The following is a 15,237-nucleotide window of genomic DNA, read 5'->3' on the forward strand; positions in this document are numbered from 1 at the left end:
CAGGCTCGCTCCTACACTGGATCTGCGGCGCTCATGGATCCCCTGTGGGAGCGAGCCTGCTCGCGAATGCAGCACCTCGGTCCTGAGCCTGACTCAAACAGCACTAAACCTCTGTCCCAACCCCCGTTCGGCAAATTGCTCAATGATGAAATCGACAAACGCCCGGGTTTTGCCGGGCAGCAGCTTGTGTTCGGCGTAATAGATGGAGGTGTAACCGTCATCGATGTACCAGTCCGGCAACACCCGCTGCAACCTGCCCGACTCCAGATAACCCGAGGCAAACGGCATGCTCACCAGCGCAATGCCCAAACCCTGCGCAGCCGTGGCGCAGGCGGCCTCGGAATCGCTCATGGTCATCCGCGCCTTGAGCGTCAACGGGCTGTGTTGCTGATTGCGATGGGTCAACTGCCAGGAGCGTACCCGTCCGGTCTGCGGCGAGCGGATAAGAATCCCGTCATGGTGCTTGAGGTCATCCGGCTCGCTGATCGCCGCATGTGTCTCCAGGTAGTCCATCGTAGCCACCAACACCCGATGCGCGGGACTCAGCCGGCGTGCCACCACGCCCTGGGGCAATTCGAAGCCACCGCCGATTGCCGCGTCGAAACCTTGCCCGATCAGATCGACCTGGCGGTTGTCGAAGTGCCAGTCCGGGTTGATCGCCGGGAATCGCCGCAGAAACTCACCGAGCATCGGCACAATGTACAGGCAGCCAAATACCGTCCCCATGCTGACTTTCAAGGTGCCGGCCGGCTGCCCTCCGGCACTGGCGAGATTGGCCACGGCATTCTGGATGGTGTGCAGGCTGCCGCTGACTTCGCCGAGAAACAACTGGCCGGCCTCCGTCAGCGTCAGGCTGCGAGTGCTGCGCTGAAACAATCTGACGCCCAGCCGCGCTTCGAGCTTGGCGACGCTCTTGCCTACCGCCGCCGGTGTCAGGCTCAGACGCCGCGCGGCCTCGGCGAAGCTGCCGACCTCAGCGCTGCGCACAAAGCATTCGATACTGCTGAAGGTTTCCATAGGCGCCACTATAAACTTTTGGTTTACACAGACTATCGCGATTATGGTCTACACAGCATGGAATCCTGAATCGATACTAGCCTCCATCAACCGGGACATCTCGCCTCGGGACTTGGAGATCGACATGACTACTCAGAACCTCAGCGGCAAAGTGGCATTGATTCAAGGTGGTTCCCGCGGCATTGGCGCAGCCATCGTCAAGCGCCTGGCTGCTGAAGGCGCAACCGTTGCCTTCACCTATGTCAGCTCCACGGCAAAAGCTGAAGAACTGCAAGACAGCATCACCGCCAAAGGCGGCAAGGCCCTGGCCATCAAGGCCGACAGCGCCGACGCCGACGCCATTCGCGGCGCCGTGTCCGCCACGGTAGACGCTTTCGGTCGCCTGGATATCCTGGTCAACAATGCCGGCGTACTGGCCGTCGCACCGCTGGCCGAGTTCAAACTCGAAGACTTCGACCAGACCCTGGCCATCAACGTGCGCAGCGTGTTCATCGCCACCCAGGCCGCCGCCAAATACATGACCGAAGGCGGACGCATCATCAACATCGGCAGCACCAACGCCGACCGCATGCCCTTCGCCGGTGGCGGCCCATACGCCATGAGCAAGTCGGCACTGGTCGGCCTGACCAAAGGCCTGGCCCGTGATCTCGGCCCGCAAGGCATCACCATCAATAACGTGCAACCGGGTCCGGTCGACACCGACATGAACCCGGCCCACGGTGACTTTGCGCAAAGCCTGATCCCGCTGATGGCCGTGGGCCGTTACGGCAAGGCCGAAGAGATCGCCAGTTTCGTCGCCTATCTTGTCAGCCCTGAAGCCGGCTACATCACAGGGGCCAGCCTGACCATCGACGGTGGCTTTGGCGCCTGACATTTGTCAGTCCTGGGGGAGCGAGCCTGCTCGCTCCCAGATTTTCAGTCGTCAGGTCCACTCAAGCGCCGGTAAACCACAAGCGCCCGGCTCGAACGCCTTCAACGTACGAAGAATGCCATCGGCGTGTGCATACCTGGCGTCGGCCATTGCCGCATCCGGAATTGCAATCGCCGTCATCCCCGCTGCTTTCGCCGCCGTAACACCAAAGGGCGAATCCTCGAACACCAGGCAATCTTCGGGTGCAACGCCCAGACGCCGCGCCGCCGTCAGGAAAATATCCGGTGCCGGTTTGGCGGCACCCACCTCGGGGTCATCGGCGGTGACGATGAAGTCGAACAAGGCGAACCAGTCGCGGTGCAGGGTGGTTTTCTGGCCGAACGACTGGCTCGAAGAACTGGTGCCCACGGCAATGGGTATGTTGTTGGCCTTCAGATGCCGTACCAGCTCCTGTGCGCCAGGCATTGCCTGCGCTGTAGGAAAACGCTCGCGCATCAGCGGTTCGCGAATTATCAGGAACTCTTCGGCGGTAATCGGCAGGTCCAGCGCTTCAACCACATAGCACGCCAGATCACCTGCACCGCGGCCGATAATGTTCTGTTTGATGCTCCAGTCGAACGTCCGCCCGTAACGCGCGGCAATGATGGACGTGACTTCGGTGTAGATGCCCTCTGTATCCAGCAACAAGCCGTCCATATCGAAAATCACGGCCTTGATCGGGCCGAATGTTTTCAGTGGTGCATTCATCGCATCTGATCCGTTTTCCAGGGCATCCCGGGCGGCGCAGGTGAAGCCCGCCCACGAATGGATTAAAGGATTCAGCAGCATAGCGAGCGCTGCTGTCTCAGAGCAACGATGAAATCCCGATCCACGCCGAATGGCTCTCGTGATTTAGCGATTCGCCCTACATCAAACGCCAACTTTCCCGACTTCTTTCCTTGAAGATCCTCCGCAGAGTCTCACGTCCTACATTCCGCCAAGCGAAAGTCTGCAGATGTTCGATCCCCAAAAGGTATTGGCATGTCCCGCCAGCGGTCCACTGACACAGGTGCACAGGTTCGCCACCAGTATCGACACAATCGAGTGCATCGCCACCCACAACTGCCCGGTGTCGATGGTCACCGGCGAAGTATTGCTGACCTTCACGGACAGCACCCTCGACGGGATCTTGCCGTTCGACTTCAACCGCATCTATCGCACCAGTGCCGTCGAACTCGACACCGGCCTCGGTTTTGGCTGGAGCCATTCGCTGTCCCAGCACCTGGAACTCCACGACGAGCGGGTGCTGTGGATCGACCCCGAAAACCACCGTACGCCATTTCCACGGCCAACGGCGACGCGCCCGGTGATCCACAACAGCCTGTCGCGGGCGGCGATTTACCTCGGCGAGGAGCCGGACGAACTGATCCTCGCCCTGGCCGGCGACCGCGCGCGGTTCTACCACTTTCATGGCGGCCGGCTCAGCGCGATCAGCGACGCCTACGGCAACCACGTGACGGTGCAGCGGGACCGCTTTGACCGGATCCAACGCCTGGACAACGGCGCCGATCGCGCCTTGTTGCTGCGTTACGATGTCAAGCACCTGGTGGCCGTCGACTATCAGGTGTTTCAGCGCAGCGGCCCCAAGGCGTCCATCTGGCGCACCGAACAGACACTGGTCAGCTACCGCTACGACGCCCGCCAGCGTCTGATCGAGGCGACCAACGCCGCGAGTGAAAGCGAGCGCTATGACTACGACGATCAGCACGTCATCCTGCAACGGCAACTGGCTGGCGGCGCGAGTTTCTTCTGGGCGTGGGAACGCTCCGGCAAGGCGGCCCGCTGCATTCATCACTGGGCCTCGTTTGCGCAGATGGAGGCGCGTTACGTCTGGGACGATCAAGGCGGCGTGACGGTGAACAACGCCGACGGTAGCGAAGAGGTTTACGTTCATGACGACCGTGCACGGTTGCTACACCACGTCGGGCTGGATGGCGGTGAGCAGCACAAGGCCTACGACGATCAGGGCCGTCTGATCGCCGAACAGGACGCCCTCGGCGCTGTCACCGAATACCATTATGACGAGGTCGGCCGGCTGATCGCGCTGCTTGCGCCGGATGAGGCGCTCACGTCCTACGAGTATCGCAACGGTTTCCTGCATACCCGCACCTGCGGTCAGGCGGCTTGGAGCTACCAGCGCAATGCCCAGGGCGACATCACTGCCGTCACCGATCCCGACGGGCAGATCACCCGCTATTTCTACGACTCGCAGGGGCGCTTGCTGACGATCCGTTTCCCCGATCAGAGCGGTCACCGGTTTGTCTGGAACGCCTTGGGACAATTGCTGGAAGAGACCCTGCCGGACGGTGCTCAGCGCACTTTTTCCTACAATGCGTTGGGGCGGCGGATTACCCGACAGGACGAACACGGTGCCGTCACCGGTTACGAATGGGACGCCGTGGGTCGACTGACCCGGACCACGCGGCCCTCCGGTGCCCGCCGTGCCTATCGCTACAACGCCTATGGCCAGGTCACCGCCGACACCGACGAACTGGGACGGGTAACCCGTTACGAATACGCCGACGACCTGCGCCTGGTCAGCCGTCGAATCAACGCCGACGGCAGAGCGCTGAAATACCGCTACGACCATGCGCAATTGTTGCTCACCGAGATCGAAAACGAGGTTGGCGACACTTACCGGCTGGATTACACCCCAGGCGGATTGATCCGACAGGAAACCGGCTTTGATGGCCGTCGTACCGCCTACAGCTACGACCTCAATGGCCAATTGCTGAAGAAAACCGAGTTTGGCGACGACAGTTCGCTGCTGGTTACCGGTTATCAACGTGACAGCGCTGGGCGGTTACTGGTCAAAACCTTGCCCGATGGGGTCAAGGTCGAGTACCGCTATGACAACCTCGGGCGACTGGTCCGCGTCGATGACGGCCAGGACCATCCGCTGGCGTTCGAATACGACCGCCAGGACCGGCTGATCTCCGAGCGTCAGGGCTGGGGCACCCTGAGTTACGGCTATGATGCCTGCGGTCGGCTCAAGCGCCTGCGCCTGCCGGACGCCTGTGTCCTCGTCTACCACCACGCCAAGGGGGGCGACCTCACGGCCATTGACCTCAACGGCACGCGCCTGACCAACCATCGCTTTGTCGGCGGGCGCGAACAACAACGCCAACAGGGCCTGCTCCTCAGCGATTACGCCTACGACGAGCAAGGCCGTTTGCAGGCCCATGCCGTCGGCCAAAAGCACCGACCGCTATTTCGCCGCAAGTATGCCTACAGCATCAAAGGCAACCTCCTGCAGATTACCGACAGCCGCCACGGTTCACGCCGCTACCAATACGATGCGCTCGACCGCCTGACCGGCGTACACCACACCCGCGACCAGTTCGCGGAGAATTTCACCCATGACCCGGCCGGCAACCTGCTGATCCACGACCGCCCCGGCCCGTGTGTGCTTCAGGGCAACTGTTTGCGTCGCCGTTTCGACAGCCACTACGACTACGACGCCTTCGGCAACCTGATCCGCGAACGCCGCGGTATGCCGACCCAGGTCACCGAATACACCTACGACAGCCAGCACCGCCTGATCGGCGTCAGCTCCCCGGACGGTAAACGTGTCAGCTACTGCTACGACGCGTTCGGCCGGCGCATCGGCAAAACCGTCGACGGCCAGACCACGCAATTCTTCTGGCAAGGCGACCAACTCATCGCCGAAAGCGGTCCCCGACACTACCGCAGCTACGTCTACGAGCCCGGCAGCTTCCGCCCGCTGGCGCTGCTCGACGGCAAAGGCCGGGTAGACGCCTGCCCGCTCTACTACCAACTCGACCACCTCGGCACCCCGCAGGAACTGACCAGCTACGGCGGCGTCATCGTCTGGTCGGCCAAATACACCGCCCACGGCAAACTGCGCGAACTGAGTCACGGCGACGGCGAGCGACTCGAACAGCCGCTACGGTTTCAGGGGCAATACTTCGATGCTGAGAGTGGCCTGCACTACAACCGGCATCGCTACTACCATCCGGACATCGGTCGTTATATGACGCCGAATCCGCTCAAGTTGGCCGCAGGGTTGAACCCGTATCGGTACACCCGGAACCCGACTGGGTGGGTTGATCCGTTGGGGTCGAAGGGGAACTGTCCACTGGCGAACAAGGCCGGGGGCTCGGCGACAAATGGGGTGGGTGGGGCAAAGGTTGATGAGGGTGGACCCAATGCGCCCCCTCCAAAACCTCCAAACCGATACTTGCATCACGCAGACTCAGGCCACGACATATCGAGGACTGGGCGATGGGCGCATTCGATCAGCTAGACAACCGGTCAATCCGGCAACACGACTCGATCAATCTTCGTCCTCTTCCTCATCTTCCAACTCAATATTCCCCACATCGCCCAAATCATCAGCATCGTTAAGCGGCACCGTCGCATCATCCATCAGCGATCCCGGATCTTCATTGCCGGGATCGTTGATGGATGGCAGTCCGCTCGGACCCTCTTCTTCCTTGCCTTCGTTTTTCGCAGTCATGGGATGCCTCGCTCAACTAGTGATGCTTTTTGTGGTGCTTGTTCGCGTGTTTATAACCGTTACCGGAATGGGAGTGACCGCTGTCACTCCCCAGATTATTGCCAACCGCACCGCCAGCTGCACCGCCCAGGCCTGCACCGATGGCCGATCCGGTCGAACCGCCAAGACTGTTGCCGACCACCGATCCACCCGCCGCTCCCAAACCACCGCCTACCGCCGCCTCGGTGCGACTGTGCTTGGGCGCGGCAATGGCACTGCCAGCCGCTCCGCCGACACCTGCACCAATCGCTGCGCCCGTACTGCCTCCCACCTGGCCACCGACCACATTGCCCAGCACCCCACCAAGACCACCGCCCACCGCGGCATCTCCATTACCTCCCGCCAGCGCCACCTGAGAGACCAGCAATCCGAAAACAATCGCAGGCACCATCAATAGTCGAGCACTCAGGCTTCCGTTTTTTTTGCCGTTGGTTTTCGGGTTCATGGCACGCCTCGCATTCATCCAGGGTATGGAAGATTTGAGCTGCTGCGGCGTGAAACGTTCATAAATGAAAAAGCCCGGCATCAAGCCGGGCTCTTTTCAAACCTGAATCAGGATCAGTGGCGCTTGTGACCATTGGCCAGGTTGCTGCCTACGCCGCCGCCCAATGCACCGCCCAGGCCCGCACCGATGGTGGCACCGGACTTGCCGCCAAGGCTGTTACCGATCACCGAACCACCGGCCGCGCCGACACCGCCGCCGATTGCAGCGCTGGTGCGATGACCTTTTTTGGCGGCAACTGCGCTGCCCGCCGCGCCAGCGACGCCCGCACCAATCGCTGCACCAGTGCTGCCGCCCATCTTCTGGCCGACCACGTTACCCAACGCGCCGCCCAAGCCACCGCCCAGCGCGGCAGTGCCGTCACCAGCCATTGCACCTTGAGCAACCAGAAGCCCCAGAACCAGAGCAGGCAGTGTTAAACGCATGACAAAAACCTCAAAAAATAGGGGTAAACAAAAAGGGGGCGAGATTGAATGCTTTTGCGCGGATAAAGTCCAGCACGCCGGTCCAACTTCGCGATTGGCGACGGTTGGACAGCATTTCTGGAAAAGGTTTTATGACGGACAAAAAAAAGCCCGCTGGGGAAACGGGCCAGGTGTTGCTTTCTAACGGATGAGTCGAGACTACGGAGACTGCTGTGAAAAGTTTGTGAAAGATCACCACTTTAAAATACTTGTCATAAAACCCTTTCAGACATTAAAAACCCCGTTCAATGACGGGGTCTGCCTAACATTCGGTTACTTCCTGACCGGTGCTGTCACCTTGGGTAAGAATTTGCCCTTCAGTACCCGGCACGCCCTGGTCTTGATCTTGTCGACCTCTGTCTGGTCCTCGCCGAAGCTGGCCACATACTGGGTCTGGCCACACCGCACGGAATTGTTGATCGGAAACTCTGCGCCATCGTCCTCGATATACGGATCAGCCATCTCTTCACCCCTTGTCAAAAAGCGGGATCGACACCGGCAAGCCCTTTTGCCGAAAAATATCGACCGCCAAGGTTTTTGAGACTAGCCGGTCACTAATGGACCTGCCGTTCTTATTTCCCCGTGAGCGACGAATGGCTTCTCACCTTTCACCCCAACTTGACCGCAGTCCCGGTCACGAACACCACGACCATCCCGCCTTTGCCGGCCGGCATACTGATCTCATAATCAAGCCCGACCACCGCGTCCGCCTGAAGCGCCTGCGCCCGCTCCTTGATTTCATCGGTGGCCTGAATGCGTGCTTCTTTCAACGCTCGCTCCAGTGTCTGGGAGCGTCCGCCGAAAAAGTCGCGCATCCCGGCAAATACGTCTCGAACAACGTTGATCCCTTGCACCGACTCGGCGCTGACGATGTCCAGGTAGGCGGTAATTTGTCGGCCTTCAATGGAGTGGGTTGTGGTGGTGATCATGGGTGTTCCTTGCTGTTCAGAAATTCAGCCAGCGCATCAAACGCCGAAATAGCGCTCGTAGACAACTTTCCCGCGAGGGATTGCTCCCAGGTCATGGGTGCCCTGGCGCCAAGCGGGACGAAACTGATCCCGTCGATATCTTTGCGTAGTGCTATCTCCAGAGGAACCGGAGCCCCCAGGCCGCGTGAAACGTTGATCGTCGGCATCAGTTGCCGAAAGTTCGAAACACTCCAGCGCATTGCCGGGAACTGGAAATAGCTGCCGTCTTCAAAACGCACAGTGCGATCAGCGGGGGGTGGCGAACCGACCATCCAACCGAGTTTGGCAGGGTCACTGGCTTCAGCGTCGGGAAAAGTTGCAGGGGCGGATGCGAGGGCCATTGATGACATGGCAACAATCGACACAGCCGCGATGAGCTTGGCTGCGTCGCGAAAACTGGCGTGAGGATGGAGCATGATATCGATTCCGTTCGAAGAGTTTGAGCAGTCTACAGCCGGATCGGCTTATTCACTGCTTAAGCATGCGCCTCGCGATCAAGAACATCAGCAACCCACTGATTGATACTTTTGTGGGCTAACTGAGCTTTCACAGCAACCGTCGCGTGAAGGGCTGGGGCCAGGCGCAGACTGAGATGGCCTGAATAGGGTTTCTGTGGGGTGCGGCCGAGTTTGGCGCAAGTCTCCAGATAATCGGTGACGGCCGCTTCAAATGCGGTGCGAAGTTCTTTGACTGACTCGCCGTGAAACCCGACAACATCCTTGATGCCCGCAATGTGGCCGACAAACAGACCGTCTTCATCGCTGTATTCGATCCGGGCTGAGTAGCCGTTGTAGTTCATTACGTTCACGGGGTAACTCCTGCTTGTTCAAGAAAAGCCCGGGTGTCACGCACCTGATAGGGCTTGGCTTCTTTGTCGGGGTGCGGCCGGTGGAAGGTGGCAACCACTGCGTTCAGTTCAAAACGTACCCGCGATCCATTACCTTCGATGGTTATGGCCCCTGCAGCGCTGAACAAGGATTCGATGCGGGACCACTCCATGGTGGCCGGGGGTGGGTCTTGAAAATATGTCTTTGAGGGTGCTGAGTTGTTTATTATTCATGGTATTAAATCATGATACCGCACGAGATTTAGCAACCGCGAATGACATCGCTGATGCGTGGGAGCAGCCTCTAACACGTGCGTAAAAAAACGCCGCTTATCCAGATCAGGAAAGCGGCGTTTTTGTGTGGAAGGGTTTGTTTTGCACGGCAAGCAGGATATCGGGGTGACTCTCGCCGGGCTTGTAGGCAATTTCCGAGAGTTGCGTAAAGCGTTACGCTTGCTGCGTTTTTAGCTGGTCCCTCCCCCCCACGCTAACCTATGTGGCGATCACAGAAGCGCACCCTGTTTGCTCAGCGTTGCTTAGCCAACTTAGGAGCAGGTGCACAGAGTGTTGGATTAACGCCCAGAGACATCAGCAATCAGCCCAGACCCCAGAACCTGTGGTGTTCAAATGACGAAAACGCTATCCGCAGGCGGGTCTTGAGGAATTGAACGCCCCTGCCTCGAAGTGGCCAGCCTCGCAAGCTCAGCACTCAAAAGATGAAGAAAGTTCGTACGCTGACCACCCAGCGCGTGCCGCGTGAGGCGACGCATTGGAGTGGCAGTGGTCAGAGTAGGATAAGATGCCTGCAAATCAGGCTCGCTGTGAGTAGCCCCACATGACAGATAACAGTCGGAACACCACCCGTCTGATCAAGAAGTACCCGAATCGCCGTCTGTATGACACGCACACCAGCAGTCATTTGACCCTTGCGGATATTCGTCAATTGGTCATCGATAAAATCCCCTTCGAGGTGGTCGACGCCAAGACTGGCGAGGATCTGACCCGAAGTATTTTGCTGCAGGTCATTCTGGAAGCCGAAAGTGGTGGTGAGCCGATCTTCTCCATTGAGATGCTCATGGGGATTATCCAGTTCTACGGTCCTTACCAGGGCGTCCTCGGCAGCTACCTGGACAAAAGCATCCAGACGGTCATCGACATCCAGACCCAGACCGGCGCTCAGTCCTCTGAAGCCTGGGGTGAGTTCATGCATCAGCAAGCACCGGTCATGCAGGATTTGATGCGCCAGTACGTCGACCAGTCAAAAGCCCTCTACCTGAACACTCAGAACCTCTTTGGCCTGTTCGGCGGCACACCGTCAGGCAAGCCAGGCGCGGGTGGCGGGTCGAAAAAAAATGGCGATGGGGAATAAACCCATCGCCATCGGTGTAACCGTTCTAACTTGACTTACTTGTTACCGCTTGTTGCCTTGCCAGTCTCTGGCGCGGTTTTCCCGGCTGCGGCAGTCGCTGCTGTTGCTGCAGTCGCTGCCTCGAAACCGCTCTGGGCAACGTCAGTAGCCTGTTTTACGGCTTTCTGTGCGCTTTCAAAAACGGTGCCAGCATTGGCCAGCGACGACTTGAACGCTGCCACAACAGGCTCGGAGCCAGCCGGTGCATTCTTGCTGATCACTTCAACGAACTCTTGCACCTGCTTGGTGCCCGCCTCGACCTGACGCGTGGTCAGTTGGGCGATTTCCGACTGGGTGCCAACAATCAGCGCGTGTACTTGACGATTGAACTCAGCCAGGCGTTCGGCTTGCACATTTGGCTGGGTGAAAGAAGCCTGGAGCTCAGCGAACCCTTGTGGATCACGGACTGCCAGCAGTTTGCGCAAACCGTCGAACTGCTCCTCGGTGGAGGCCTGCAGAGTCTTGATCTGCAATTGGGTGAGCTGTTCAACGCTGGCGAAGATTTTGCCGCTGATTTGCTGCAGGAGGTCTAGGTTGGCTTTCTGAGCGTCTTGCAATTTTTCCGAGTTAAAAAAAGTCATGCTTGAATCTCCTGATTCTGAAAGGCCGACATGAGCCTGAGGACGCGATAGCGATCCTGCCGATCATCGCGTTAGCCTTGATATTGCAGTGCACAAATTCGTTTGGCAATGTTTTTTTGTGCACCGCACAATAATCTTTCACCTCCCGCCACTATTCGCTATAGACTCCTGAAAGGCGAACGGCCAGCCAAGCTCTTTAATGATGAGATGCAGGCGAGCTGCTTCTCATGCATAAAGCCAGGAGATCACCATGGGCCAGGAAGATATTATTGCATCGCAATATGACAGACTCTCCTCTCAACGCGGTCTGTTCGAACACCTGAGTCATCTGCAGCGCCTCAATACCCTGAACGTCCTTGATGCTTTGCGCCAGCGCCAGGAAAAAACCCTCATGCCTCTGAAGCGGGGCCAACTCAGACAACCCACGCCCGCTGACTGGCAGGAATACTTCACCGACCTCGCTCAACGCAGCCTGCTGTTCTGGGACACCCTGCGCCAGCGCGGCGACAATACACTGGCCCATGAACGCGCCGGGTATCCGCTGCTGCTCAAGTTCGATCATGAAACCCTGATCGCAGGCGCCGATCTCCCGCGCCCGGTCAACTATTCACTGCTGCAAATCCTCCCCGGGCCAGAGCAAAAAATCGACAGCAACGGCCAGCCGGTGATCATCATTGACCCACGCGGCGGCCACGGCTCGGGAATCGGCGGTTTCAAACAGGATTCGGTATTAGGCGAAAGCCTCAGAGCCGGCCACCCCACCTATTTCATTTCTTTCAGTCACTCGCCACAGCCTGGGCAAACCCTGGCCGATATTGTCGAAGCCCAGGCCCGGTTCATCGAAGTCGTCAGTGCCCTTCACCCGGCCAACAGCAAGCCGATCATCATCGGCAACTGCCAGGCCGGTTGGGCCTTGATGGGATTGGCGGCAACACGGCCGGAACTGCCAGGGTTGATCATTATCAATGGTGCCCCCTTGTCGTACTGGGCCGGTGTCAATGGACGCAATCCGATGCGCTATACCGGTGGCCTGCTGGGTGGCGGCTGGATGGCTCGCCTGGGCAGCGACTTGGGCAATGGCCGTTTTGACGGTACCTGGCTGGTCAGCAATTTCGAAAACCTGGACCCGGCCAACACCTATTGGGGCAAGTACTACCAGTTGTTCAGCCAGGTCGACAGCGAGGCTGCACGCTTCCTCGACTTCGAACGCTGGTGGGGCAGCCCGACCCTGCTCAATGGCGAAGAAATCGAGATGATTGTCGATGACCTTTTCATCGGCAACCAGTTGTCCGGCGGTCTCGGCCGCAAGAGCTCCGGCATTGACCTGAAACGGATCGAAGTACCGGTGGTGGTGTTCTGCTCCTACGGAGACAACATCACCCCTCCACAGCAGGCATTGAACTGGATCGCCGATGTCTATCCCAGCGATCTCGCTTTGCATGACGCAGGACGTACCATCGTCTACCTGCGGCACGCCAGCATCGGCCATTTGGGCATTTTTGTTTCCGGCAAGGTGGCGCAACGTGAACACCGTGGGTTGCTCGGTGCGGTCGAAGCCATCAATGCGCTGCCGGCAGGGCTATACGAAATGCTGATCGACGATCTGCCGGCCGCCTCAGGCAGCGGTGACGTGCAATACCGAGTGCGTTTCGAATCAAGGCGAATCGCCGATATCCATGATGACGTCGAGCCGACTCGTGATGACGATCGCGAATTCTCTCTGGTGGAGCGTGCGTCTGAAATCAACAGCACGCTTTACGACGGGTTCATACGCCCGTGGCTACGTCAGATAGTCAACGAGCCGGTTGCCGAACTGATGCGCAGGACGCATCCCTTCCACCAACAGCAAGTGCTATGGAGCAGCCTGAATCCGGCGCTGTGGTGGTTGGCCGGGACCGCCTCCCAAGTCAGCAGTGATCGTCGTCCTGCACGCAAAGATAACCCGTTGCTGGCCTGGCAGGAGCTGCTCTCCAACCAGACGCAAGACGCCCTGAATGCTTATCGCGATATCCGCGATGCCACCCAGGAGCTGTGTTTCTATGGCATTTACGGCGCACTGAGTGTCCTCACCAGCAACAAGCCTGTGCGAAATCTCCAGGCACATGCTGATCAGCAAGACCAAGCCCTGATCGAACGCCTGCAGGATGCACTGCCCCATGGGGGCCCGCTGGAAGCGTTGGTGCGGATTCTGTTTTTGCTGGGCCGCGACAGCGACAAGGCGGGCAAGGAAAGCATTGAAAAACTGATCCAGCAGGTGCATCTGCTGGTCCAGGACTACAGCAATGAGCCTGCAGCCCTGCGCGAAGCCATCCGGTTGCAGAACCTGCTGGTTTTTGCCCACCCACAAGAAAGCTTACGCAGCCTGCCCTTGCTACTCCCGGACACCAAGGCACGCCAACAGGTCCTCGCAGCCGTTGGGCAATTGATGCCCGAACTGCTGACAATTACTGGAGCTGAACGGGAATTCTGGCGTGAACTGCACGCGCTACTCGAAGTCCCCCTGCCGGGCTTCAGCCTGACCCAACCGCCCAGTGAAACAGATGTCATTCAGCAGGCGCCCCCTCTGGAGCCATCCCCGTTTGTGGCAGTGCTGCCGTCGGAGATCACACCGGCGCCCGCCCCCGTCATCGTAGCTAAAGCCCCAAAACGCAAAGCGAGCAAAAGGACAAAAGGTCCAAAGCCTCAATGAACGCCTCAATGCGCCTTCACAAGGGACTAGCGGTGCATCCGTTTGGCGAAGCCTGCGATCTTTTGATCTCTGCGAAAACCGACGGGGTTCATGAGTCTAACCGGCGCGAGTTCCTCGAGCATAAGCAACGACTCGTCGGTTCGATACTGACCGGGGGTCATACCGAACCAGCGGGTGCATGCCTTATGGAAGCTGCTGTGATCATGAAAGCCGAGCAGGTAAGTCACATGCTTCATGTTGAAATGAGAATGGCGCAAATAGAAGTCGGCCAACTGCCGGCGCACATCGTTCAGGACATCCTTGAATTGTGTGCCGTCCTTCTCAAGGCCTCGTTGGAGCGTTCGCTTGCTGATGCTCAGTGCCGCAGCAATCGATTCCATATCACATTGGCCTTGCCCCTGGCTCAAGCGCTCGTTAATCAGCGCGCGAACCCTGCCAACAATAGAGTAGCCGGACAACAGGTCCAATTGAGCCTCGGCAAAACTGTCATGGAGTATGGCCAACGCCTCGTTGGCCATACTCAAAGGACTCAGAAGCTCCTGGCCATCGAACAAGATGCTGTCATAAGCCGCCCCGAAACGCAGCGGACAGCCAAACAACCGTCGATGCTCGGAGGTATCTTCAGGTTCGGGATAAGTGAACTCCACACTCAACGGTTGCAGCGACTTGCCACCCGCCAGCCAACGGCAGAAACCCAGCAGCGACGCCAAACCTGCATCCGTATATTGCCGGGGTTTGACCGAGCCAGGTTGTTGATGCTCGAGGCTGGCCAGTCGGTAATGCTGCTGCTCCGGGACAAAGAAAAGGCTTAATCCGGTGCCAATCAGCGGGCTGAAACGAACCAGACGTTCAAGCGCCCTTTTCAGATTCGAACTGGACATCATCGTGTAGCCCACGATCTGAAAACTGCTGGGATGGAATTCCCCGTAGGCTTTCAAACCGATATTCAGATCATCCGAAGCCTGAGCAGCCAGGTCCCAAAGACGATAGATAACGCTTCGCTCGCAGAATGCTCCTGGTTTATTCACGAACTCGACATCCAGTCCCGCCTCTTGGCACAGACCGGCAAGGTCCAGTCCTTGGGCCAAAAACGTATTTGCCAGCATGCTGGCATAACCTGAACTCATTCTATACATGGCGTCCTCAGTGACCAATGGAACCGAACGTCCTGTCCAGAGCCGATACTGACATGCGTTGAACATATTTCAACTACGTTGCAGGAATATTAACCATCCATTCAGTTTCAAACATTGACCCCAGTATAGGTACTCCTCACTTTTTGCCAGCGAGCACCTCCCCGCGTGGCACCAATGGACATGAAAACGTCACCTTCAAACACTTCCGCACGGCCCG

General features: G+C 58.5%; 15 protein-coding genes and 2 pseudogenes. 5 read left to right on the top strand and 12 right to left on the bottom strand.

Annotated elements, in window-relative coordinates:
* Positions 1 to 93 precede the first annotated feature (93 nt).
* A complete protein-coding gene (locus AC1D19_RS03470) occupies positions 94 to 1,017 on the bottom strand; it encodes a LysR family transcriptional regulator (protein WP_477762400.1) in 924 nt (307 codons plus the stop codon).
* A 124-nt stretch (positions 1,018 to 1,141) separates the two neighbouring features.
* Between AC1D19_RS03470 and AC1D19_RS03475 the strand changes: the two genes are divergently transcribed.
* A complete protein-coding gene (locus AC1D19_RS03475; protein ID WP_477752585.1) occupies positions 1,142 to 1,888 on the top strand; it encodes a 3-oxoacyl-ACP reductase family protein in 747 nt (248 codons plus the stop codon).
* A gap of 51 nt (positions 1,889 to 1,939) precedes the next feature.
* Here AC1D19_RS03475 and AC1D19_RS03480 read toward each other — a convergent pair whose 3' ends face one another.
* Positions 1,940 to 2,635, bottom strand: coding sequence for an HAD-IA family hydrolase (locus AC1D19_RS03480; protein ID WP_477752584.1), 696 nt, complete (start codon positions 2,633 to 2,635; stop codon positions 1,940 to 1,942).
* 247 nt (positions 2,636 to 2,882) lie between these two features.
* Between AC1D19_RS03480 and AC1D19_RS03485 the strand changes: the two genes are divergently transcribed.
* Positions 2,883 to 6,194, top strand: coding sequence for an RHS repeat-associated core domain-containing protein (locus AC1D19_RS03485; protein ID WP_477762401.1), 3,312 nt, complete (start codon positions 2,883 to 2,885; stop codon positions 6,192 to 6,194).
* A 30-nt stretch (positions 6,195 to 6,224) separates the two neighbouring features.
* Here AC1D19_RS03485 and AC1D19_RS03490 read toward each other — a convergent pair whose 3' ends face one another.
* From AC1D19_RS03490 to AC1D19_RS03525, 8 genes and pseudogenes are all read right to left on the bottom strand, one after another.
* The gene (locus AC1D19_RS03490; RefSeq protein ID WP_477762402.1) at positions 6,225 to 6,407 is read right to left on the bottom strand and encodes a hypothetical protein; all 183 of its coding nucleotides are present in this window, start codon (positions 6,405 to 6,407) and stop codon (positions 6,225 to 6,227) included.
* Positions 6,408 to 6,423: 16 nt separating this feature from the next.
* On the bottom strand, positions 6,424 to 6,891 hold the full coding sequence (locus tag AC1D19_RS03495; protein WP_477752621.1) for a glycine zipper domain-containing protein: 468 nt from the start codon (positions 6,889 to 6,891) through the stop codon (positions 6,424 to 6,426).
* 113 nt (positions 6,892 to 7,004) lie between these two features.
* Entirely contained in the window at positions 7,005 to 7,373 is a 369-nt protein-coding gene (locus AC1D19_RS03500) for a hypothetical protein (protein WP_007988063.1), read from the bottom strand.
* A gap of 312 nt (positions 7,374 to 7,685) precedes the next feature.
* Positions 7,686 to 7,874 (bottom strand): hypothetical protein, encoded by a 189-nt coding sequence (locus AC1D19_RS03505; protein ID WP_032829518.1) that lies wholly within the window; start codon positions 7,872 to 7,874, stop codon positions 7,686 to 7,688.
* Between the two features lie 146 nt (positions 7,875 to 8,020).
* On the bottom strand, positions 8,021 to 8,341 hold the full coding sequence (locus AC1D19_RS03510; protein WP_477762403.1) for a YbjQ family protein: 321 nt from the start codon (positions 8,339 to 8,341) through the stop codon (positions 8,021 to 8,023).
* A gap of 39 nt (positions 8,342 to 8,380) precedes the next feature.
* Positions 8,381 to 8,796 (bottom strand): annotated as a pseudogene (locus AC1D19_RS03515) (6-aminohexanoate hydrolase); the annotation flags it as partial.
* 59 nt (positions 8,797 to 8,855) lie between these two features.
* Positions 8,856 to 9,188, bottom strand: coding sequence for a type II toxin-antitoxin system HicB family antitoxin (locus AC1D19_RS03520; RefSeq protein WP_477752580.1), 333 nt, complete (start codon positions 9,186 to 9,188; stop codon positions 8,856 to 8,858).
* A complete protein-coding gene (locus tag AC1D19_RS03525) occupies positions 9,185 to 9,379 on the bottom strand; it encodes a type II toxin-antitoxin system HicA family toxin (RefSeq protein ID WP_477762404.1) in 195 nt (64 codons plus the stop codon). Before AC1D19_RS03525 ends, AC1D19_RS03520 begins: the two co-directional genes overlap by 4 nt.
* 369 nt (positions 9,380 to 9,748) lie before the next feature.
* Between AC1D19_RS03525 and AC1D19_RS03530 the strand changes: the two are divergent.
* Positions 9,749 to 9,982, top strand: a pseudogene (locus tag AC1D19_RS03530) (IS630 family transposase); the annotation flags it as partial.
* Between the two features lie 59 nt (positions 9,983 to 10,041).
* Complete coding sequence (phaR, locus tag AC1D19_RS03535) at positions 10,042 to 10,575, top strand: polyhydroxyalkanoate synthesis repressor PhaR (RefSeq protein WP_477752578.1); 534 nt, start codon at positions 10,042 to 10,044, stop codon at positions 10,573 to 10,575.
* Positions 10,576 to 10,610: 35 nt separating this feature from the next.
* Here the strand turns inward: phaR and phaP are convergent, their stop codons facing one another.
* Positions 10,611 to 11,195, bottom strand: coding sequence for a TIGR01841 family phasin (phaP, locus tag AC1D19_RS03540; protein WP_477752577.1), 585 nt, complete (start codon positions 11,193 to 11,195; stop codon positions 10,611 to 10,613).
* Positions 11,196 to 11,445: 250 nt separating this feature from the next.
* On the opposite strand from phaP, the gene AC1D19_RS03545 reads away from it, so the two are divergent.
* The gene (locus AC1D19_RS03545; RefSeq protein WP_477762405.1) at positions 11,446 to 13,884 is read left to right on the top strand and encodes a DUF3141 domain-containing protein; all 2,439 of its coding nucleotides are present in this window, start codon (positions 11,446 to 11,448) and stop codon (positions 13,882 to 13,884) included.
* A gap of 26 nt (positions 13,885 to 13,910) precedes the next feature.
* On the opposite strand, the gene AC1D19_RS03550 is transcribed toward AC1D19_RS03545, so the two are convergent.
* Positions 13,911 to 15,020 (bottom strand): AraC family transcriptional regulator, encoded by a 1,110-nt coding sequence (locus AC1D19_RS03550; RefSeq protein WP_477762406.1) that lies wholly within the window; start codon positions 15,018 to 15,020, stop codon positions 13,911 to 13,913.
* Positions 15,021 to 15,237: the final 217 nt, after the last annotated feature.

It is taken from the genome of Pseudomonas sp. P1_C12 (genome assembly GCF_056406435.1).

Bases quoted from the DNA above. Each gene is read 5' to 3' on its own strand.
- AC1D19_RS03475 (WP_477752585.1), top strand. From the start codon at position 1,142: ATGACTACTCAGAACCTCAGCGGCAAAGTGGCATTGATTCAAGGTGGT.
- phaP (WP_477752577.1), bottom strand. From the start codon at position 11,195: ATGACTTTTTTTAACTCGGAAAAATTGCAAGACGCTCAGAAAGCCAAC.
- AC1D19_RS03480 (WP_477752584.1), bottom strand. From the start codon at position 2,635: ATGAATGCACCACTGAAAACATTCGGCCCGATCAAGGCCGTGATTTTC.
- AC1D19_RS03500 (WP_007988063.1), bottom strand. From the start codon at position 7,373: ATGCGTTTAACACTGCCTGCTCTGGTTCTGGGGCTTCTGGTTGCTCAA.
- AC1D19_RS03510 (WP_477762403.1), bottom strand. From the start codon at position 8,341: ATGATCACCACCACAACCCACTCCATTGAAGGCCGACAAATTACCGCC.
- AC1D19_RS03490 (WP_477762402.1), bottom strand. From the start codon at position 6,407: ATGACTGCGAAAAACGAAGGCAAGGAAGAAGAGGGTCCGAGCGGACTG.
- AC1D19_RS03505 (WP_032829518.1), bottom strand. From the start codon at position 7,874: ATGGCTGATCCGTATATCGAGGACGATGGCGCAGAGTTTCCGATCAAC.
- AC1D19_RS03495 (WP_477752621.1), bottom strand. From the start codon at position 6,891: ATGAACCCGAAAACCAACGGCAAAAAAAACGGAAGCCTGAGTGCTCGA.
- AC1D19_RS03470 (WP_477762400.1), bottom strand. From the start codon at position 1,017: ATGGAAACCTTCAGCAGTATCGAATGCTTTGTGCGCAGCGCTGAGGTC.
- AC1D19_RS03525 (WP_477762404.1), bottom strand. From the start codon at position 9,379: ATGGAGTGGTCCCGCATCGAATCCTTGTTCAGCGCTGCAGGGGCCATA.
- phaR (WP_477752578.1), top strand. From the start codon at position 10,042: ATGACAGATAACAGTCGGAACACCACCCGTCTGATCAAGAAGTACCCG.
- AC1D19_RS03485 (WP_477762401.1), top strand. From the start codon at position 2,883: ATGTTCGATCCCCAAAAGGTATTGGCATGTCCCGCCAGCGGTCCACTG.
- AC1D19_RS03545 (WP_477762405.1), top strand. From the start codon at position 11,446: ATGGGCCAGGAAGATATTATTGCATCGCAATATGACAGACTCTCCTCT.
- AC1D19_RS03550 (WP_477762406.1), bottom strand. From the start codon at position 15,020: ATGTATAGAATGAGTTCAGGTTATGCCAGCATGCTGGCAAATACGTTT.